Origin of the sequence: Segatella copri (genome assembly GCF_002224675.1) — a bacterium.
In the GTDB taxonomy this organism is placed as follows: domain Bacteria; phylum Bacteroidota; class Bacteroidia; order Bacteroidales; family Bacteroidaceae; genus Prevotella; species Prevotella copri_U.
Map to the genome: position 1 here is coordinate 1 of NZ_NMPZ01000011.1, position 21,231 is coordinate 21,231.

Annotated in this window: 13 protein-coding genes and 1 pseudogene; 3 read left to right on the plus strand and 11 right to left on the minus strand. The window is 48.4% G+C overall.

Annotated elements, in window-relative coordinates; all coding sequences use genetic code 11:
• A partial coding sequence (locus tag CFT61_RS08275; RefSeq protein WP_367379334.1) for an undecaprenyl-phosphate glucose phosphotransferase occupies positions 1–1,413 on the plus strand: 1,413 nt, incomplete at its 5' end.
• Positions 1,414–1,415: 2 nt separating this feature from the next.
• Here the strand turns inward: CFT61_RS08275 and rmuC are convergent.
• Positions 1,416–2,795: a DNA recombination protein RmuC gene (rmuC, locus tag CFT61_RS08280; RefSeq protein WP_089543973.1), complete on the minus strand. Its 1,380-nt coding sequence runs from the start codon at positions 2,793–2,795 to the stop codon at positions 1,416–1,418.
• Positions 2,796–2,992: 197 nt separating this feature from the next.
• Between rmuC and CFT61_RS08285 the strand changes: the two genes are divergently transcribed.
• A complete protein-coding gene (locus CFT61_RS08285) occupies positions 2,993–4,279 on the plus strand; it encodes a M18 family aminopeptidase (protein WP_089543974.1) in 1,287 nt (428 codons plus the stop codon).
• 39 nt (positions 4,280–4,318) lie between these two features.
• Here CFT61_RS08285 and CFT61_RS08290 read toward each other — a convergent pair whose 3' ends face one another.
• The 6 genes and pseudogenes from CFT61_RS08290 to CFT61_RS08315 all read right to left on the minus strand — a co-directional run.
• Positions 4,319–5,389, minus strand: coding sequence for a RagB/SusD family nutrient uptake outer membrane protein (locus CFT61_RS08290; protein ID WP_176425550.1), 1,071 nt, complete (start codon positions 5,387–5,389; stop codon positions 4,319–4,321).
• Positions 5,390–5,614: 225 nt separating this feature from the next.
• Positions 5,615–7,036 (minus strand): chromosomal replication initiator protein DnaA, encoded by a 1,422-nt coding sequence (gene dnaA, locus CFT61_RS08295; protein WP_089543976.1) that lies wholly within the window; start codon positions 7,034–7,036, stop codon positions 5,615–5,617.
• Positions 7,037–7,386: 350 nt separating this feature from the next.
• Positions 7,387–8,286 carry an MlaD family protein gene (locus tag CFT61_RS08300; protein WP_089543977.1) on the minus strand — a complete coding sequence of 300 codons (900 nt, stop codon included), beginning with the start codon at positions 8,284–8,286 and terminating at the stop codon, positions 7,387–7,389.
• 75 nt (positions 8,287–8,361) lie between these two features.
• On the minus strand, positions 8,362–9,585 hold the full coding sequence (locus tag CFT61_RS08305; RefSeq protein ID WP_089543978.1) for an N-acetylmuramoyl-L-alanine amidase family protein: 1,224 nt from the start codon (positions 9,583–9,585) through the stop codon (positions 8,362–8,364).
• 51 nt (positions 9,586–9,636) lie between these two features.
• Entirely contained in the window at positions 9,637–10,020 is a 384-nt protein-coding gene (gene folB / locus CFT61_RS08310; RefSeq protein WP_089543979.1) for a dihydroneopterin aldolase, read from the minus strand.
• Positions 10,001–10,522: pseudogene (locus CFT61_RS08315) on the minus strand (adenosylcobalamin-dependent ribonucleoside-diphosphate reductase); the annotation flags it as partial. The gene folB and the pseudogene CFT61_RS08315, both read right to left, overlap by 20 nt.
• Before the next feature lie 365 nt (positions 10,523–10,887).
• On the opposite strand from CFT61_RS08315, the gene CFT61_RS08320 reads away from it, so the two are divergent.
• Complete coding sequence (locus CFT61_RS08320; RefSeq protein WP_089543980.1) at positions 10,888–11,628, plus strand: nitroreductase family protein; 741 nt, start codon at positions 10,888–10,890, stop codon at positions 11,626–11,628.
• 51 nt (positions 11,629–11,679) lie between these two features.
• Here the strand turns inward: CFT61_RS08320 and CFT61_RS08325 are convergent, their stop codons facing one another.
• The 4 genes from CFT61_RS08325 to CFT61_RS08340 all read right to left on the minus strand — a co-directional run bounded on the left by CFT61_RS08325 (position 11,680) and on the right by CFT61_RS08340 (position 21,227).
• Positions 11,680–15,162, minus strand: a complete 3,483-nt coding sequence (locus CFT61_RS08325; protein WP_089543981.1) for a glycosyl hydrolase 2 galactose-binding domain-containing protein — start codon at positions 15,160–15,162, stop codon at positions 11,680–11,682.
• Positions 15,163–15,376: 214 nt separating this feature from the next.
• Positions 15,377–17,854 (minus strand): bifunctional UDP-N-acetylmuramoyl-tripeptide:D-alanyl-D-alanine ligase/alanine racemase, encoded by a 2,478-nt coding sequence (locus tag CFT61_RS08330; protein WP_089543982.1) that lies wholly within the window; start codon positions 17,852–17,854, stop codon positions 15,377–15,379.
• A 42-nt stretch (positions 17,855–17,896) separates the two neighbouring features.
• Positions 17,897–18,739, minus strand: coding sequence for a GSCFA domain-containing protein (locus CFT61_RS08335; RefSeq protein ID WP_089543983.1), 843 nt, complete (start codon positions 18,737–18,739; stop codon positions 17,897–17,899).
• Positions 18,717–21,227 (minus strand): YfhO family protein, encoded by a 2,511-nt coding sequence (locus tag CFT61_RS08340; RefSeq protein ID WP_089543984.1) that lies wholly within the window; start codon positions 21,225–21,227, stop codon positions 18,717–18,719. The genes CFT61_RS08335 and CFT61_RS08340 overlap by 23 nt, the downstream gene beginning before the upstream one ends.
• Between the last annotated feature and the right edge of the window lie 4 nt (positions 21,228–21,231).

A 21,231-nucleotide genomic window follows, 5' to 3' on the forward strand; every position in this document is an offset into this window, starting at 1 on the left:
AAAGGAAACATACTGATTAGAAGGTTGGTGGTCTTAGTTGACTTCATCATCCTCAACTGCTTACTATTGGGCTTTATCAACATCGAATTCATTCATGTTCCCGACTACCTAGATCTGAAAACAAAGATTACATTCTTTATAGCAAACGTTGCTCTCGCCATCGGCGAATACAACTACTGTACTATCATTCATGTAAGACGAATCGGTTTGCAGCAAGTACTCAAACGTACTTTCTTCCTGGCACTTTGTACTACCTTCTGTTTCATGGTCTTCCTGAAATTCTTCAGTCATGGTGGAGAAATATTTACGTTCGGATTCTACTTCGGCATCTCTTACTATCTTGCTCTGATCATCAGTCGATTCATCGAGCTCAAGGTTCTGAAATATCACCGTGCCAGAGGTAGAAACAGTCGTACCGTGATCTTCGTGGGTAGCGATCCTGCCGTAAGAGAAATGTACATTACCATGACAGAAGATCCTTCTGCGGGTTATATCGTAAAGGGTTATTATGCCGATGACGACATCGCCGGAGCGCCACAGGAACTGAAAAAACTGGGTACCATGCAGGATCTTAACAAAATTTTAGAGTCCAAGATGAACGATACCATCAACGGTTCATGTTATGGTCTGGATGAGATTTTCTGCAGCTTGTCGCATAAGGAATCTGACCAGATTGTGAAGATCATGCGTTTCTGTGACAAGAACGTGGTACACTTCTATTATCTGCCTCGTCTGTTCGGCGAATATAAGTTGCATCTGGATTCCAAGAACTTTATGGGTAAGACGGTTTACACGAACCATCGTGAGCCGCTGTCTTCTATCTCAAACCGTATTCTCAAGCGTGCTTTCGATATCGCCGTGAGTGGTGTAATCTGTCTCTGTTTCTTGCCTTTCATTCCAATCATTGCGCTGATTATCAAGATTCAGAGTCCGGGTCCTATCTTCTTCCGTCAGGCTAGAACGGGTCTGAATGGTGATACATTCATGTGTCTGAAGTTCCGTTCGATGCATGTGAACAAGGATTCTGACAAGGCTCAGGCTACGAAGAATGACCCAAGAAAGTTTGCGTTCGGCAACTTCATGAGAAAGACGAATATTGATGAGTTCCCTCAATTTATTAATGTATTGAAGGGCGACATGAGTATCGTGGGTCCTAGACCTCACATGTTGTATCACACTGAGGTTTATGGCAGTTTGATTGATAAGTATATGGTTCGCCACTTCTCGAAACCTGGAATTACCGGTTGGGCCCAGGTAACGGGTTTCCGTGGTGAGACGAAGGAGCTCTGGCAGATGGAGGAGCGCATCAAGCGTGATATCTGGTATATCGAGAACTGGTCGTTCTGGCTTGACATCCGTATTATCCTCCTGACAGCCAAGAGTATTATCTGCCCGGATAAAAACGCTTATTAAAATTACTCCTCTAATGCCTTGATCTGCTTTTTGGGAGTTACACCCAGATTCTTCAGGCTCTCTACCCTTCTCATTACATTGCCGGTACCATCATAAAGCTGCTTTTTCGCTTTATCATAGGTACCGGAGAGGCGGGTGAGGAGATCGCCTATGCTCGTGAAGGTGTCCTCAAAACCTACGACCTTGTCGTAAAGATCGGCTGCCGTCTTCACTATTTTCTCTACATTCTTGTTCTGACGGTCATACTGCCAGAGATTATACGCTAACTGCAACGCCATCAGGAGATTGCTAGGAGATATGATGATGATCTTCTTCTGATAGGCATAACGACTCAAATCCGGCTGCTGCTTCATCGCTGCGATATAACTCGTTTCGTTAGGGATGAACATCAGGACGAAGCCGATGGCATCATCCACCAGTTTGGAGTAATCCTTCTCGGCAAGTTCATCGATATGCTTGCGCACACTCAGGGCATGCGACTTCATCAGCCTCTCCCGCTCCTCATCGGTCTCTGCCGCCAAGGCATCGGTATAGGCGGTGAGAGATACCTTGCTATCTATCACCACGCTCCTGCCTTCCGGGAAGCGCACGATGACATCGGGACGGAAGTTCTTGCCGTTCTCATCCTTGGTGTTCTCCTGGATAAAGAACTCCTCGTCCTTGCGCAAACCGCTGTTCTCCAGGATGGTTTCCAATACCATCTCGCCCCAGTCGCCCTGCATCTTGCTGTCGCCCTTCAATGCCTTGGTAAGGTTGGCGGCATCGGAACCAATCTTCGAGGTCTGCTCCTTCAGACTTGTTACAGCCTGCTGCTGTTCCTGCTGGAAGAGTTTCATCGTAGCCTCGAAGGTACTCTGCAGTTCCTTCTTATTCACCTCGTTCTGGGTCTTGCTCTCTTCTACCGATTTCTTGAAATCGGCAAACTGCTCCTTGATAGGTTTCAGGAGTTCATCCATCTGGAGTCGGTTGTTTTCCTGGAGGGCAGACTGCTTGGCAGCGAGCTGTTCGGCAGCAGCCTTCTGCTGTTCGATGGTCATGCGATGCATCTCCTGCTTCAGGCTTTCGAGTTTCTGCGCCCACTGCTGGTCGCTTTCTGCACGGAGCTTTTCGGCAAACAGCCGTTCGTTCTCCATCTGGGCTTTCAAGCCCTGGATCTCTGAGATATGGGATTCCTTTAAGCCCTGGATTTCTGAAGCATAAGATTGTTTCAATGATTGAACCTCAGCAGCATGATGCAGATTACTCTGTTCGATGTTAGCCTGCAGCACCTGAGCCTTCGCAATGAGCTGCGTTTTCTCTTCTCCCGCCTTTTTTCCTTCCATCAGCTTGCCCACGAAGAATCCGATGGCAAGACCTATAACGATTCCTATTACTATTTCCATTTATCTTTGTTTTAAATGATTCTGTATATCTGCCAAAATTATGAAGTGCAAAATTAATACTTTCAAAACATAACACCAAACATCATGGGGGATTCTTGTAGATATTTAACTATTATGGAAAAAACAAGTAGAAATATGAGATTAAATGAAAATTTTGCATTATCTTTGCAGCATAATTAATATATAAGATATAGACTATGATCAAAAGATTATTATCCTTTTTAGACGCTTCGCCAGTGAACTTCCTGGCTGTGAAGAATATCTCCGAGGAATTGGAGAAAAATGGGTTCAGACGACTGAACCCTCAGGAGCCGCTGGGCAAGGTAGAGGCTGGTGACAAGTTCTTCGTTACCAAGAACGACTCTTCTATCTATGCTTTCCAAATCGGAAAGAAGGCGCTGGCGGATGCCGGCTTCCACATGATCTGCGCTCACTGCGACTCCCCTACCTTCCGCATCAAGCCTAACGCTGAGATGACTTGCGAGGGCGGTATCGTGAAACTGAATACCGAGGTTTATGGCGGTCCGATTATGTCAACCTGGTTCGACCGTCCACTTACTCTGGCGGGTAGAGTGATCGTAAAGGGTGAGGATGCGATGCATCCGAAGACTCTCCTACTCCATATCCAGCGACCTCTGCTGCAGATCAGTAATCTCGCTATCCACTTCAACCGTCAGGTGAACGATGGCGTGAAGCTGAGCAAGCAGAAGGATGTGCTTCCTATCCTCGGCATCATCCATGATGAACTGGAGAAGGGTAATCTGCTGATGAACGTGATTACCGGCGAACTGAATATCCAGAAGGAGGATATCCTCGACTTCGATCTCTACCTGGCTGATGCCACTCCTGCCTGCACCTTCGGTGTGCACGATGAGTTTATCTCTTCGGGAAGACTCGATGATTTGTCGATGTGCTGGGCGGGCGTAGAGGCTCTGACGGCGGCTGATGCCCAGGATACTACTCAGGTGCTGGCGATTTTCGACAATGAGGAGACGGGGTCGCAGACTAAGCAGGGTGCGGGAAGTCCTTTTCTCTCTTATATGCTACAGCGCATCGCTCTTGCACAGAGCGGAACGGAGGAGGCGTATTATCAGGCAGTGGAGCGTGCTTTCATGATTTCAGCGGACAATGCGCATGCCTGGCATCCTAACTACAGCGAGAAGTTTGACCCAACGAATCATCCGATGCTGGGGGGCGGTCCGGTCATCAAGTTCAATGCGGCACAGAAGTATGCGAGTGATGCGGTATCTGCTGCCATCTTTGCGAATATCTGTGAGGCAGCGGGTGTGCCTTGTCAGCGTTTCGTGAACCACAGTGATGTGGCTGGCGGAAGCACTTTGGGCAATATCCTCGCCTCTTCCATCCCATTGAAGGGCGTGGACATGGGTAATGCCATCCTCGCCATGCACAGTTGCCGCGAAACCGGCAGCGTGATTGATCACGAATACTGCGTGAAGGCTTTCACGAAATTCTATCAGTTATAAGGGAGTTAGGGGAGTTAACTCCTTTAACTCCCTTAACTTTCATCTCTTTTCATACCCCTTATTCTGCACGAGCTTGGGATTCAGGTCGAGGCATTTCTGAGGAATCGGGAAAAGAATACTGGCTTTATCACCCTTGCAGACCTTTGCCTTCTCCTTCATCAACAATACATCGAGATAACAGAAACGGAAGAGCGGCTTGAGATGCTCCGTTTCTACCAGATGGGAACCGCCATTCTCACGAAGCAACCTTGCATAAGTGGAACTATCGAATATCTCATTCTCCTCCAAGCCATACCCTTCTGCGGCCAATTTATCACAATAGAAGATACAGGTTTCCCAGGCATTCAATTCCTTGCTGCGATTCTCACCAGCCGTTCCACCATTGAGCAGAGAAGCACCATCGGCCGTCTGAACCACAAAGTGGATTTTCTTACCTTTAGGACGTTTCTTATATCCTCTGGTCCAATCATCAAACGTATAGATCTCAGCATTGAAAGCCAACTTTGCCAACAGGAAGTTGATTACCGGTTGCGTGATTCTTCCCTCATAAACTCCAGCATTGGCGCTATGCTCATTCGGAAGGTAAGGCAACGCCTGCTGCAACTCACTGAAGATAAAGCGGAACACCTCGCTCCTTTCGCTTTGCGCACAGAGGTTGACGTCGGTAAGCGAAGCCACGGCAATGCCTGAAGCCGCCTCATAGATGGCCGCCTCGCCAGAAGACAGAATCACGGGAATCCTGCCAAAAAGCTCCATCGCCTCGTAATACATCATAGCTCTGATGGCACGCACCTCAGCCTTAAACTGGTCTTTTTGATTCACAGAGAGCAAATCAGACTTGTAATCGATGATATCAAGCGACTGATTCGCCTTTCCTATCACCTGATAGAGATGACTCCACACTGCATAGAGCGAGTCATCCTCCTCGCTATGCTCTACAAAGTCTATGTCCTGATAGAGAGAAGATACGGTATGGTTGTAGATTTCAGACGCAGAACCATACATGGCATTCCCGTCGAGCTGCTCCTTAGGATGCTCATTCGCACAAGAAGAGAATACCATGACAGTCCCCAGCATGAGGACCCAAATGCAAATACGTGAAATCTTCATAACCATATCTACAGTAATTGGGGTAAAACATAATCCGACTGCAAATATACAAAAAAAGAAAGATAGAAGATGTAAAAAAGACAGAAAACTTACGCAAAATTTGCGTATAGGCTGAAAGAAATGGAAAAAGGAAGCCAAGACAAATACAAACTTGTCCGACTTCCTTTTGTTTCATTTATATAAACGAGAACCACTATACCAAGGTTCCGTGCTTATCTATGTTAATTATCTCTTCACTCTCAATCCATTCTCGATGCTAGAAAGTTCATCGAAGAACTCGGCATCAATCTTCAGTCGCTCCTCTACCTTGGCGCAACTGTGGATAACCGTGCTATGATCGCGATTACCAATGAGTTTGCCCACTCTGGAAGCAGGCATCTTGATGAGTTTCTGAGCCATGAACATCGCCACCTGACGCGCCTCCACGTACTCACGCTTGCGGCTCTTGCTGTTGACTGCAGCCACCGTTACCTTGTAATGATTGCAGACCGCCTCCACGATTTCATCGAGAGTGAGCACCTTGTTGCTCTCCTCAACCTTGACGGCACGCTTGATGACACGCTCAGCCAATCGGATATCGATGCTGCTGTTATATACGATACTGTAAGCCAGCAAACCATTGATAGCACCCTGGAGATCACGCACACTGCCGTTGCAGGTCTGTGCGATGAAGGAAACCACATCCTTCGGAATCTTCAGTCCGTCCTTGCGCACCTTGTTGCTCACGATATCGACGCAGAGTTCCACATTCGGCTTCTCCAACTCCGCCACCAGTCCACAAGAGAAACGGGTGATGAGTCGGTCTGGCATATCCTTGAGTTCTACCGGAGGTCGATCGCTCGCCAGAATGATACGCTTTCCGTTGCGGAAGAGGTGATTGAAGATGTGGAAGAAGGTATTCAAGGTCTTCGCCTTGCCTGCCCAATCCTGCACATCATCCACGATGAGCACATCGATAGACTGGTAGAAATTGATGAAATCATTGCTCGCATTATGCAGCACCGCATCGGTATATTGTGTCTGGAAGAGGCGGGCACTGACATAGAGCACACGCTTCTGCGGATACATCTGCTTGGTTTTCAGACCGATGGCATTCACCAGGTGAGTTTTTCCGCTACCAGAAGGACCATAGATGAACATCGGGTTGAACTGCGTGGTATTCGGATGCTCAGCGATAGACAATCCCACCGAACGTGGCAGCTTGTTGCTGTCACCCTCCATATAATTATTGAAGGTGAGTTTCGGATCAAGTTGGGTGTCAATGTCTTCAGGCTGCTGTGGTTCTGCCGGGGTAGTTTGTGTCTGTGGCTGCTGTGCCAATCTCTTGCGCTCAGCCTCATCAATATCAGCCGGATCAGCTTCCACATCCTGGGTCAACCTGTGTTCCTTATCCGTTACCACACGATAAGTGAGCCGGATGCCATCGCCGAAATTGCGATGAAGGACCTTGCTCAACAAGCCAACATAGTTCTGTTCCAAGTATTCATATACAAATGGACTTGGAACTTGAACCAACAGAGTCTTGGTCGAAGGCTTGTACGACTCAAAGACTATCGGTCGAAACCATGTATTATATTGCTGCTCTGACACATTATCCTTTATAAGCAAAAGACTATTGTCCCAAAGCGCTTTTGGACTTGCTAACATTGACACTATTTACTACTTATTTAATTGATTTTTTACCTTAACACTACATCAGATTGCACCACCTGATGCAAATCGACTGCAAAATTACAAAAAAAAGCCCAAAGTAGCAAATCAGGCTATTTATAATATTTTAAGACTCACCTGATAACTATCTAATAATCAAGCATCTAAGAAAGTTATCCACAATTGCGTTTTAGGGGCGGTGAAACAATTTTGAAACACCCCGAAATAGCTAAAAAACAACAAGTTCTGTAGCTATTCCGGGGCGTGAAACATTGCCTTTGTTATTTAGACAAAATTTATTTTGGCATTTTCTTCAAAGAAGCCTTTAAAACGGCATATCCGAGTCTCTACTTGTCTTTCTTTCCAAAAATTGAGAAGTGAACATAGCGCTTTGGATGCGCCTTGAGATCGATGACCAGAGAGTCGGCATGCGACATGGTTGAGTTCAGATTCTCATAGAGGCGGGTATCGTTCATGAGGAGACCGAGGCTACCCTTTCCGCTGTTCAACTGCTCGGTGAACTTCTGTGCACCATCTAGGGTGGCATTCACACGGTCGAGTGTGCCCTGCACATCGAGGCTCGCCAGATTAGAGGTGAGTCGGTTGGTATTGTCGAGAACGCCATTCGCCTTCTTCATCATACCCGGAACCTGGTTGTTCAATCCAGCCATCAGGGTATTCAGCTCACGGGTGGAAACGGTGAGGTTGCTGGTGATGGTCTCCACATTGTGGAGGGAAGCAGCCAGGGCAGGATCAGCCAGGAGTGCATTCACACTGGTGAGGATGGAATCCAGCTTAGGCAGCATCTTCTCAACTACCGGAATCATTTCGGCAGCCTTGCCCATCATACCGGAATTCACCATACCAGGGATGATGCCGCCCGGTTCGATACGCTCACGAGGATTGTTGGCAAGCAGGAGACTAACCTGGAGATTGCCCATGATATCCTTAGAAATCTCTGCGGTACTACCTGCAGGGATTCTCAGATCCTTGTTGATATCCACCTTGACCTTGATGGGACCCTTTCCGGAATAGTCGAAATCCAGCTGATCCACGGTACCCACCTTGTAGCCATCGGCATAGATAGGGGTAGAAGCACCCATACCCTGGATGTCATCAAACGTCATATAGTAGGTGTTATTGGTAGAGAACAAGTTGATGCCCTTCAGAAAGTTGATTCCGAAGTACATCACCAAGATACCTACAATAGCGACCAACGCTATCCTAATTTCCTTTGTCAGTTTCATATTTATCTATTTTTGTTCTTTTTATTATACCTATTTATATAGAGCGAATCACAGGCTGCCCGAGAAGTGGAGGAACTACCGGCTGCGGTTCTGCTTGAACTCTCGGATAGCCTGGTTCACGTCATATTTCTGTCCGTTCTTGAAGGCGATGATGAAAGCCTCCGGAAACTTATCCAGCTTTTCCTTGCGCAGGCGATAGATCTCGTTGTAATTGGTGGATGCACCCAGGGTGTATTTCACCAGATTGCCTTCCTGGAAACTATCGTAATCGGTTTCGCCCTTGAAATGAGCATCGCCCTTGCGAAGGTTTCTACTACCTACAAAAATCTGAAGCTTGAAGACCGGCGCATCGGCTACCTCAGCCTTCTTCACTTTCTTCTCCACCCGCTTTGGCTGTTCAGGCGTTGCCTCTTCACGCTTCGGCTGCTTTCCCCTCGTTACGACACGAGTCTTAGGCGCAGGTTCCTGATCCGGAACAATCTTCGGGATATTCACTTCTTCGGAATCCTTGGCACGATAAGGAACGGAAACCGATCTGTCGTACTTATTCTTGTATTTTGCGAAAGCCTCGTAGATGCCACGGGCGATATCATCCACTCTGCTGTCATTGTTGAGCAGGCGCTCTTCATCAGGAGTTGTGATGAATCCCAACTCAATGAGGCAGCCCGGCATGGAAGTCTCTCTCAAGACCAGGAATCCCGCCTGATGCACGCCCTTGTCGGGACGGTTGGCACCATCGCAGACACCTCGCTGAATCATTCGAGCCAGATCTACGCTGCGCTCCATGTTCTTGCCCTGGATGAACTCGAAGATGATATAGCTCTCAGAAGATCGGGGATCGAAGCCCTGATATCTCTGCTGATAGTCCTTCTCCATCGAGATGACGGAGTTTTCCCGCATCGCCACATCGAGATTATCCTTGGCACGGTGCATACCGAGGGTATAGGTCTCGAAGCCACGAGCTATCTTTCCTGCCGGCAAGGCATTGGTGTGCACGGAGATAAAGAGATCGGCATTGGCACGGTTGGCGATATTCGCACGCTCATTGAGCGGGATGAAGACATCCGTCTTGCGGGTATAGATGACTCTTACCTCCGGGAGATTCTGCTCCACATACTTACCGAAGCGCAAGGCAACGGCAAGATTGATATTCTTTTCCTTGGATATGGCTCCGAGTGCTCCGGCATCATGGCCACCATGACCAGCGTCGATGACCAGCGTGAATCGCTTATTGGCAGCTAACGATGTCATTACAAACATGCACATCAAAGCCCATATCAGTGTTACTTTCTTACACATACTTTCTGATGATTTTGCAAAATTACTACTTTATTATCAGAAAACCTAATTCTAACTATAAGTTTTATCATTTGTTAATACAACCTCTACCCCTGCGCCGTCGCTATCGGCCCCCATCGGTGGATTCACCTTGGTGATAGAGAGTTGGAGTTTCTGGATTTCCGGGAAATCGGAAAAGAGTCTATGGGCGATTCTGCCTGCCACATGCTCCAGGAGCTTGCTGGGCACCGCCATTTCCTCTCTTACCTTCTGATAGACCTCGGCATAATTGAGGGTTCCCTGAAGATCATCGGTTTTCATGGCAGAAGAGAAGTCATAATCCAGCACCAGGTTGACAAGATAATCGTTGCCAACGATTCCTTCCTGCGGCAATACGCCATGGAAAGCGTGGAAACGCACATTCCTGAGGTATATCTTACTGCTCATCAATTTCATCTTCAGTCTCCTTATAATCTATTCCGTTTTCCAAGTTATCTATTCCATTTTCTTCATAGAGGTACTTCTTCAAGGCTCTTTCCACGCCCACCCGCCAGGTGTTGAGGGTTTCGGAGGTGAGCTGCAGCTGATTGACCAGCTTGATGACGTGGGCAACCGGCATGCGATAGCGCAGAACGCCGGATATGAGCTTGGCATAGTTCCAATACTCGGGATTGAACTTCTCGCTCAATCCTTCGACGGTAATCTTGTAGCCACGCTTGTTGACAAACTGGAAATCATATCGCTTCTGTCCTTCCGGGAGCACCGTCTTGATGATCCTGCCCTTGGTGACAGACTTGGGGAGCATGATGCCTTCATCCTCATCCTGCAAACCGGTGAATATCTCGTAGGGATGACCATTGAGCAATCCGACCAAAGCCACCCATTTCTCCTTATTGTTCTGGTATCTTACCACATCGCACTCCAATTCCTTAGGTCGAACCTCAACCACTTCCGGGCTGCCGATTGATTTCTGCGTTTCTTCGGAAACAAGTTTCGCCAATGGCTGATGGAGCTTATGCCAATCGACATTCTGAGCATCGAAATGCCCGTGCAGCTCAGCCAATCGGGTCTTCAAATCTTTCATCAAGGCGTGGCTCGCCTCTTCGAAAGTCATATTTTCAGTATATTCCATATTAAACGTTTAATAATTAGCTGCAAAATTAAAACAATATTTCTAAAATATGAAACGTTTGGGCAGATATTTCATCAAAAAACGCACGAAAAGCTCATTATGAAGCGAAAAATGTAAAAGAACCGTGTTCTTTTTGGGAAACTTTCATTATCTTTGCAGAAGATAAGAGAAATATAAAAAAGAAACAAGATATGGAATCAATCAAGAAAAGAACCTCGATTCGCAAATATGCCGACAGAGAGGTAACAGATGAACTTTTGAACAGTTTGCTGGAAGAGGCGATGCGAACTCCTACCATGGGAAACCTGCAGCTCTACAGCGTAGTGGTAACCCGCAGCGAAGAGGGAAAGAAGGCTTTGGCACCTGCCCACTTCAACCAGCCGATGGTGACAGGCGCTCCTGTGGTACTCACCATCTGCGCCGACTACCGCCGCACCACCCTCTGGGCAGAAAACCGCAAGGGAACCCCGGGATACGACAATATCCTCTCGTTTATGAATGCGGCTACCGATGCCCTGCTCTTCACGCAGACTTTTACCAATCTGGCAGAAGAGGCGGGTCTGGGAACCTGCTTCCTGGGCACCACGGTGTATATGCCGAAAATGATCATCGACACCCTGAAGTTGCCGAAGCTGGTAATGCCAGTGGCTACCCTTACCATCGGATGGCCGGATGAGCAACCTGCCCAGAGCGACCGTCTGCCATTGAGAAGCATCATCCACAACGAGCATTTCGAGGATTATACCCCAGAAAAGATTGATGACTTCTATGCCGAGAAGGAAGCACTGGAAGAGAACCAGGAGTTTGTACGCATCAACAACGTAGAAACATTAGCCCAGGTTTTCACCGATATCCGATATACCAAGAAGGATTGCGAAGCCATGAGCATCGGATTCCTCGATTCCCTCAAGCAGCAGGGATTCCTCAAGTAAATAAAAAAGCGCATCAGAATTCTGATGCGCTTTTTTATTTTACTTTCAGTTTTACTTATTGAAACCTGTAATCTCCACGTATGGAGCCTGACCTCTGCCATCCTCATCACGATAAGATACCTTGATAGTCTTGCACTCATTCGGCATCAGACTGAAATAGTTATCGCTGTAGATAACAGGGAGAATCTGCTCACCATCACCACCCTTCAGGTTCAGGCGAACCAAGAGGGCAGGTACATTGCCGGTATTGCGGATCTCTACCTCGCCAACCCACTCTTCGCCCTGCTGAACGAAACGCTTGCCGCTGACAGCAACATCTGCCTTTGGCAATTTAGAGAGTGCCTGGAGATTATCCTCTTCCTTACCCATTACATAGAAGTTGTCTGAAACCACCTGGTTGTTCTGCTCCAGAGTCAACTTGATGTAGTAAACCTCCTCATCCGGTTCGCTTACGCTAACGGCATCGAGGGTCTGGTCTTCTGCCACATTCACTTCCTTGCTCTCCTCCTTGATCAACTTTCCGTACATATCAAAGACCTGAGCCTTGGCAACCAAGCCATCCTTGGCACCACCGGCAAAGTTGACCACCTCGGCAACCTTCTTCACCGGATTATACTGGATATGCAATGGCTCACAAGCCTTCTTCACACCAAAGTATGCTGCAGTTGGCTCGAAGTAATAATCATAGGTACACCATACCATGCTTGGCCAGCAGGCATGACTCATCCAGATAAGCAGACCGAGACGGTCCTGCTGAGAAGACTCGTACATCGCACGATAGCCATCATAGTTAAGCCACTGTGCCCACTTGGTAAACTGCTCAGCACTCTGAGGCTTGCCATAACGCTTCTCCATGATGTTGTTGAAAGACTCACCTCCCTGGGCGCCCTTCAATGTATAATCATGCTGTCCCCAAGCATCACTCTGTGGCCACAGATGCTCCGGTTCCATCATTCTGCTCAGAGACTCGAAGGTAGGCACATTCGGCATACCACGCTCAGAATGCAGCTTATGGCTCTGGTTAGCGAAGTAGAAAGATGGCGACTTCATCTGGTAAGGACCATGACCGCTCACACCCAGGTCGGCAGAGCTAGGAATATACCCCAACTGTGGATGGATATCCTTGACCTGCCCTCTCAGCACCTTGTCGATGGATGCAGGAGGGAAGCCCTCGTTTCTACCGCAATAGATACCGATACAAGCATGGCTGCGGATGCGGGAGATGTAATCGGCAGAGTTCTCGAGGAACATCTTGTCGTCATCAGGATCCGGTCCGTCCCATGGGTTAGCCAACCAGAAGTCCTGCCAGATCATGATACCATACTTATCGCATGCCTCATACAGTTCCTCATCACCAATCTGACCTACCCAGTCGCGAATCATATTGTAGTTCATCTCCTTATGGTAGCGAACGGCAGCATCGTATTCACGTCCACGGTAGTTGAGGTTGGTCTCAGAGAATCCCCAGTTACCACCCAATGGATTCAACCGTTTGCCATTGATGTAGATCTTGGTCTGGGTATCCAGGTCGGCATAGCTCATCTGGCGGATACCCGCCTTATAGTTGACCTCAGAGATTACCTCGCCTGAAGCCTTGTCAGATACCTTGAAACCGGCATCATATAAATAAGGAGAACCATAGCCGTTAGGCCACCAGAGATTCATGCGCTGGTTCTTGAGCTGAGGATAATCAGCTGGAGCGAAAGCCACCTCACGCTTCTCGTTTGGCTGCAGGCTAACTTCCTGCTCAAACTGGATCTTACCGATAAAACCGGAAAGCTTCACAGTCTTAGCCACGGCATCTGCATTCTTCAGGAAGACAGATGGAGTCATGGTTGCCAATGTATCCGGCAGATTCAAAGTAGATGTTACCAGCGGATCGGAAACGCTCACACCGTTATCGTGGGTGAGATAGACATCATTCCAGATACCGATTTCACGACCTGGGGTATTGGTAATCCAGTCCCAGCCGATAGATGCGTGGAAGGTTGGGTTATCAGCACCCAACTCACCACCATTGAGGTCGGTATTCTGGAGATTCTTCTGCTTCACCACGCCGAAGTGGGCATTCTTGATGACATGCACCTCGAGCTTGTTGGCACCCGTCTTCAACTTCTTGGTCACGTCGATGCGAGAGCGGATAAAAGCACCATCGATTCTGCCAATCTTCTCACCATTCAGAAGGATATCCGCCTTCCAGTTGATACCATCGAAGTTAAGATAGGTATGCTGGTTCTTGTTGGCAGATGGCTGATGGTTGATGGTAGTACGATACCAGAAATCAGAGTTGAAGAACGACTCGGAAATCTGTCGCATATTATCATCGTAGCGGTTATCAGGCACCGCACCGATATTCATATAGCTGGTAAGCACGGTACCAGGAACGGTAGCCTGAATCCAGGCATCACTTCCCTCACGGCGCAGCTGCCACTGGTTGAGCATCAGCTTGCCATTCTTAGAAGCCAAAGTGTTGGCTGCCTCGGCACGCAAGCCACCCTTACCCATCACCTGCATCTCAGACAAGGCATAGCGACCGGAAGCATCCGGCTGGGTTAGCAGCAATCTCACATATCTGCCATGCCCCTTGCAAGCCACCTTCTCGGTCAAGCCCTTCTGCTTACCCAGGGTAGCAATATCACTCCAGTTTCTGGCATCACTGGAAACCTGAATCTTGCCCTGGCGAGCCTTGTTGACCCAGAAAAGATTCACCTGATCGAAATCAGCCACAGTACCCAGATCTACATAGAGCCACTGGGCATTCTTTGCCAATTCAGACTTCCATACACTGGAGAAGTGCATGGATGGACGCCATGAAGTGGTATTATCGATGAGTTTGACGCGCCACCACGCTGCACCCGGCATAGTAAATTCGATGCGTACGTGCTCGTAGTTGCCCGGTTTCTTCAAAGGAATGGAAACATTCAGCTTGCGGAGCGGCAGGCGCACCACATCCTGGAACTTGTTTGGGTCGGAACTTACCTGCTGTTTGGTAGCCTCACCAGGAAGTCCGGTGCCTTTCTCTTCTCCCAGCACCTCCCATTTCGTACCATTGTGTGACCCCATCACACGAATCACATACCCCTGAGTAGCCTTGTCCTGATAGTAAGCCAATTCACCTGTAAACTTCAGGTTTCTGAGGTTTACCTTCATGGCTTCCCAATTGAACTCAGCAAAAGCCTTCTCGCCCTTGATATACTGACTGGTGACCGTGTTGCCATCAATCATCTTCACCTTGTCACGGTTGGATAACTCGCCTTCATTCGTTCTTACACTCAGGAAGGAAGGAGCCTTGCTGGTGATGATACCATCTGTTACCAGATGACCTGTAAGATTGAAATCGGCATTCGAGGAAGTATATACCATACGGTTCAAGGCAATGTTCCTATAGGTATCATCCTTCACCATTTGAGGAGCCGTAAACTGAGACGGGCGTCCCGGATACTGTCCGATACCCCTTGTCCCGGTCTGATCGTCGGCATAAGTCAAGCCCAGAGCCTGGCTGAGTAAAGCTATAACCACAACTGCTTTCTTCATTATTTTTTTAAGTTTAAGTAATATACTAAGTTTTGTGCAAAGTTACAAAAAAAAACTATACGTGCAAATATTTTAAACCAATTTATTTATTCTTGCGTATTTTAGGGCAAAAAAATACCCAATGCCCTATAAAAATAAAGGAAAAGCGCAACAGGCAAATAGTCTGTTGCGCTTCTATCATTAAATTTCAATTGAACTAGTACTCATTTCATCTTTAATCCTGGTAATAAACTCTCTTCACTCGGTTGCTGATGGTGGTCAGCACTTCGTAAGGAATTGTCTCCAGAATATCACTCAACACCTGAACAGGAAGATGCTCGCCGAAGATTTCCACGCTATCACCTTCCTTGCAGTTGATGCCGGTGACATCGATCATCGCCACATCCATACAGATGTTGCCTACATAATCTGCCTTCTGACCATTGACCAGACAGTAGGCATGGCGATTGCCGAGACGGCGGTTCAAGCCATCAGCATATCCGATAGGAATGGCAGCGATGACACTATCCTTATCGAGGATGGTCTTGCGACTGTAGCCTACACTATCGCCCGCCTTCACGTTGTGCATCTGGAGAATGGTAGTCTTCAGGGTGCTCACGCAGTTGATGGTCTTGTTGTTGCGGGAGTTGATGCCATAGAGTCCGAGACCCAGGCGGCACATATCCAACTGGCGCTCCGGGAAGTGCTCGATACCTGCCGAATTGCAGATATGGCGCAGGATCTTATGATCGAAGGCAGCCTGCAACTGTCGGCTTCCCTTATCGAAGAGTTCAAACTGATGGGCAGAGAAATCATCGAAACTATCGTCATCGCTTCCCACGAAGTGAGAGAAGACAGAACGAGGGATGATGGCATTCTGATGCTTCAGCTTACCGATAAGCTCCTCCATATCGTTTTCAGGATCGAAGCCCATGCGATGCATACCGGTATCGAGCTTGATGTGAACAGGGAATCCGGTGACACCCTCCTTCTCTGCAGCCTTGATGAGCGCATCGAGCAATCGGAAAGAATACACCTCAGGCTCCAGGTCGTAATCGAACATGGTCTTGAAGGCTGTCATTTCCGGGTTCATGATCATGATGTTGCTGGTGATACCGTTCTTGCGAAGGGTGACACCCTCATCGGCAACAGCCACAGCCAGATAATCTACACGATGATCCTGCAGGGTCTTGGCTATCTCCACCGCTCCGGCACCATAGCCATCCGCCTTGATCATGCAGACCAGTTTGGTTTCCGGCTTCATGAAGGCACGGTAGTAGTTGAGGTTGGCAACCACCGCATTCAGGTTGACCTCGAGGGTGGTTTCATGCACCTTCTGCACCAGCAGTTCGGTAAGCTGATCGAAACCAAACTGGCGGGCACCCTTCAGGAGGATGACCTCATCGCGGAGGGAGGCAAAGACCTCGCTATTGATAAACTCCTCCACATTCGGGAAGAAGAACTTTTCTGAAATCTGAATCGTATCATGCTGTTTGCAGAGTTCCGGACCGATACCGATGAACTTCACTACGCCACGCTTGCGGGCAAGATCGCTCACCTCTTTATATAGCGCCTCAGGAGTCTGACCGCTCTGATAGATATCGCTCAAGATCAAAGTATGGCGACGGCCACGATGATCAGGACGGCGGTTCATGAAGTCGAGGGCGATGTCAAGTGAATTGATATCGCTGTTGTAACTGTCGTTGATGAGTGTACAGCCATGCTGGCCCACCTTTACCTCCAGTCGCATCGCAACCGGTTCGAGCAGTGCCATACGCTTGTCGATATCCTCCGCAGAGAGTCCGATCTTGGAAGCGACTGCAGCACAAACGATGGAGTTCTGGATGGAAGCATCATCGATGAAAGGAATGGAGAAGCTATCCTCTACACCTTTATATATATAGGTGATGACGCTCACGCTCTGCTGCTTCTCAATCTTCTTGACATAGAAAGGAGCCTCAGGATTCTGGAGCGACCAGAAGAGTTTTTCGCCTTTATAATCAGGATATTCAGCCACCACCTTGGTAATCACCTCATCATCGCCATCATAAACCACGGTTTCAGCATCATGGAAGAGGATGAGCTTCTCACGGCACTTCTCCTCCAGTGAAGAGAAGTTCTCCTGATGGGCTGAACCCACATTGGTAAGAACGGCGATGGTAGGCTGGATGATGTCACGGAGGGCAAGCATCTCGCCAGGCTGACTGATACCCGCCTCGAAGACACCTACCTGGGTCTGCTCGTTCATCAGCCAGACAGACAATGGCACACCTATCTGGGAATTGTAACTGCGAGGGCTGCGGGTAACGAACATGCTTGGCGAGAGCAGCTGATAGAGCCACTCCTTGACCATCGTCTTGCCGTTGGAACCCGTAATACCCACGATAGGGATATTGAATTCATCACGATGGCGTTCAGCCAGACGCTGAAGAGCCTCCAGCGTATTGACCACCTTCAGAAAGTTAGCCTCCGGATAATCAGAAGCATAGCCCTTAGGGACATCAGTTACCACAAAGTTTTTCACACCTCTGCGATACAGTTCAGGGATGTAATTATGACCATCATTGCGCTCAGACTTGAGTGCAAAAAACAGAGTTTCCTCCGGGAAACAAAGAGAACGACTATCGGTCAGGATAAAACCGATGTTGGTATCATTGTCTCCATAGCGACGCGCACCTATCAGTGTGGTTACCTTTTCAATAGTATATGTCATTGTCTTAATACTTTAAATGTTCTACATTATGCTTTTGGGCTTTCAGCCCGTCACTAACCCATACTTTTTCTCGAACCATTTTTTCCTTTCTTCCGTTCTGGCGACGAACTTCTGATGTTCCTCGCTATCGGGGTTGAAGGGCTTGTGTCCGAGGGCTTCCCGGATGGGACGCCAGTCTTCCAGGAACTGCTCGGCAGCCTTGCCGAAATAGGTTTCCCGGAATTTCTCCCAGATATATTCTACTGCCTGATCGCTCGGGTGCAGCATATCTTCCTTGTAGAATCGGTAATCACGAAGTTCATCGTTCATGATTTCGTAAGCAGGAAAATAGCTCACCACACCAGGATTCGCCTTCACCAAGCGGTCTGCAGCCAACTGAAGCGTAGCCTTCGAAAGCTGACTTCCATGATAGCCGTATTTGGCATAACGGATGGGGCTTACGGTTATGATTACCTTCAAGCCGGTATCGAAAGCTTCATCTTCCGATGTTTTATCTTTCAAACCTCGTTGCTTCAGCAAATCAATCGCCTTTTGCAGATACGCAGCACATTCCTCTACACTCAGTTCCCTTTCCTCGAAAAGGCGCTGGGGGCGCTTCTGGCAGTTATCCACGATCTCGCCCGTTTCCTTCAGAATATACACGTGATTCGTACCCAGCGTAAAGACTGCCACACGAGGATGCACCTCGGCGCATTTCTCTACCGTATGGAGAATGCTTGCCGGATTATACATCACACCGAAGGGATTCACCGTAGCACGGAAGCGATTCTCCACGAATCGGCGACCCAGATTGTCGGCAAAGCAACTACCCACGAAGAGCATCTGCTCTGCCGGCTGTATCTCGAAGTCGGCCTTCGGAATATCAATTTCTGTTCGAAACTGCATCTGTCTTCTTGCGCTTTTTGATTTCCACTCCTATACCTATTATAATAAGGAGTACCAGAACACCATAGCCGATATAAGCTACCATCTCTGTATTCTTGAGCGACTGAGGATGGAAATCGAGCACCACCTTGTGGTTGCCCGGCTTCACGTTGATGGCACGGAGGATATAATCCACACGGCCCAGTTCTACAGGCTGACCATCTACGGTAGCAGTCCATCCAGGATAGTAAATCTCAGAGAAGACGATGACGCCACCCTTGCTCGACTTCACCTCGTAGGTGAGGTTGTTTGGCTTATACTGGATCATCTTCACCACCGAAGTGTCATCCTGCTTCACGCTCTGAACCAGCTGCTCCTTGAACTTGGCATCAGCCACTGCCACATGACGGAGGTTGACCTTGCCCACGCCATCAATCTCCTCGTTGGCATTGTTGACATACTGCACCTCATCCACGAACCACGCATTACCATAGGCATATGGATTCTGTACAGGAACCGTCTGACCGCCCTGCAAAGGCAGGATGAAGTATTTGGTATTGAGCATGTTCAATACAGGGAAGATACTGTCGCCATTCACCTTGGTCATATCACCACCAGCCTCGGCCACAGCCTTCATCGTCTTCTGCATCTCAGGAGCGATATGTGCATCAATCATCTCCTGATAGCGACGGAGCTTGGCTGGATGATAACCGCCGATGCTCTTGTGGTAATAAGAGGTCTCGTTCTCATTGAAGGTATTGGAAGCGAGATTGAGCACACGGTAATCGAGCGCCTTGTCGCGGCAGATAATCTTATCGGTCTCCGTCATCTGCTGAGGAGTATCGCGCACGTTCTTATCTACGAACATATCATCGTAGAGATAACGCTTGTTCACCATCCACATATCTACGAGACAGAGTACGGCGATGCCGGCAATCATATACTCAGCACCCAACTTCTTCATCTTGTAAAGCAGCAGGAAGGCTGAACCGATGACGATGACCCAGAACGAGCGCCAGCAATCAGAAGTAAAGATGCTCTTGCGAATCTCGATGAGATTGCTCATGAGCGGTCCCTGGTATTCTGCCGGCAACTGCTGCAACGCCTGAGTTTCCTGAACGGAAATGAAATCAGGGAAGAAGACACCCGGCATCAGGGCAAAGAGCAGACAGAAGCCTGCCGTCAGACCAAAGCTGGCATATACCAGTTTGATCTTACTGGTGAGAATCTCTGGCTCATCAATGATTTTCTTCAAAGCCATCATGGCAAGCAACGGAATGGTGAACTCGGCTATCACGAGGATAGAAGCCACCGTTCGGAACTTGGCATACATCGGAATGTAATCAAGGAAGAAATCGGTGAACGGCATGAAGTTTCTACCCCAGGAGAGCAGGATGCTCAGGATGGTGGCAGCCAGCAATGCCCACTTCATCGGACCCTTGACAATAAACAAACCGAGGATGAAGAGCATACATACGAATGCTCCTACATATACAGGACCGCTCGTACCAGGCTGGTTGCCCCAGTACTGTCCGAGCTGCTGATAAATCTGCACGAAGTTAGGATCCGCCTTCTCCATCGCCTGCGTATTCTGGGCGAGAGGTACGGAAGCACCACCCTTGGCATCAGGAATCAGGAGCGTCCAGGTTTCATCAATACCATAGCTCCACTGGGTGATATAGTCTCTATCCAAACCACTGCTGGTCTGGTTAGCAGTATTCTTCTTCACCAGTTCGCTCTTTCCACGCATGGTTTCCTGACCATACTGCCAGGTATGATACAGGTTGGAGAGGTTGAGCGAGATACCGATGAGGGCACCCACGACACATACCGCAGTCGCCTTGCCGAAGCGGGCGAGTTCCCCCTTCTTGATGGCATCTACCAGAAAGGCAATCACCATGAAGAGGATGATGAAGAGATAATAATAGGTCATCTGCACGTGGTTGGCATTCACCTCGAAAGCCGAGAAGATGGCGGTGAGGAGCAGACCTTTCAGATACTTACCCCTATAAGCCAGTACCACACCCGCGATCATAGGAGGCAGATAGGCCAAAGCCCATACCTTCCAGATATGACCTGCAGCAATGATAATAAAGAAGTAGGATGAGAATGCCCAGATGATGGAACCCAGCGCCGCCAGCGATTGTCGGAAATCGAAGGCACGGAGCATGATATAAAAGCCCAGGAGATAGACAAACACATACCATACATAATCAGGCAACCACAGATGATAAGCCTTCGTTACCTGGCTGAGCACCTGGGTACTGCCGTACGAAGGCGACATCTGATAGGTTGGCATACCACCAAACACAGAGTTGGTCCAACGGGTTGTCTCGCCAGTCTGCTGTTGGAAAAGCTCTTTCTCATGTCCCAATCCCTTGCTCGCCGCCGAGTCGTGTCGGAACAGAATTCGTCCGTCCATGTCGGCAGGCATGAAGTACACGAAAGAGATCACTGCAAAAACAATCACTACCAGAATATCCAGTAGATACTTCTTCAATAATTTCATCTTT

Coding starts and splice junctions, on each gene's coding strand:
- folB (WP_089543979.1), bottom strand. CDS start 10,020: ATGAAATTGATGAGCAGTAAGATATACCTCAGGAATGTGCGTTTCCAC.
- CFT61_RS08325 (WP_089543981.1), bottom strand. CDS start 15,162: ATGAAGAAAGCAGTTGTGGTTATAGCTTTACTCAGCCAGGCTCTGGGC.
- CFT61_RS08335 (WP_089543983.1), bottom strand. CDS start 18,739: ATGCAGTTTCGAACAGAAATTGATATTCCGAAGGCCGACTTCGAGATA.
- CFT61_RS08285 (WP_089543974.1), top strand. CDS start 2,993: ATGATCAAAAGATTATTATCCTTTTTAGACGCTTCGCCAGTGAACTTC.
- CFT61_RS08305 (WP_089543978.1), bottom strand. CDS start 9,585: ATGTGTAAGAAAGTAACACTGATATGGGCTTTGATGTGCATGTTTGTA.
- CFT61_RS08300 (WP_089543977.1), bottom strand. CDS start 8,286: ATGAAACTGACAAAGGAAATTAGGATAGCGTTGGTCGCTATTGTAGGT.
- CFT61_RS08330 (WP_089543982.1), bottom strand. CDS start 17,854: ATGACATATACTATTGAAAAGGTAACCACACTGATAGGTGCGCGTCGC.
- CFT61_RS08290 (WP_176425550.1), bottom strand. CDS start 5,389: ATGAAGATTTCACGTATTTGCATTTGGGTCCTCATGCTGGGGACTGTC.
- rmuC (WP_089543973.1), bottom strand. CDS start 2,795: ATGGAAATAGTAATAGGAATCGTTATAGGTCTTGCCATCGGATTCTTC.
- dnaA (WP_089543976.1), bottom strand. CDS start 7,036: ATGTTAGCAAGTCCAAAAGCGCTTTGGGACAATAGTCTTTTGCTTATA.
- CFT61_RS08320 (WP_089543980.1), top strand. CDS start 10,888: ATGGAATCAATCAAGAAAAGAACCTCGATTCGCAAATATGCCGACAGA.
- CFT61_RS08340 (WP_089543984.1), bottom strand. CDS start 21,227: ATGAAATTATTGAAGAAGTATCTACTGGATATTCTGGTAGTGATTGTT.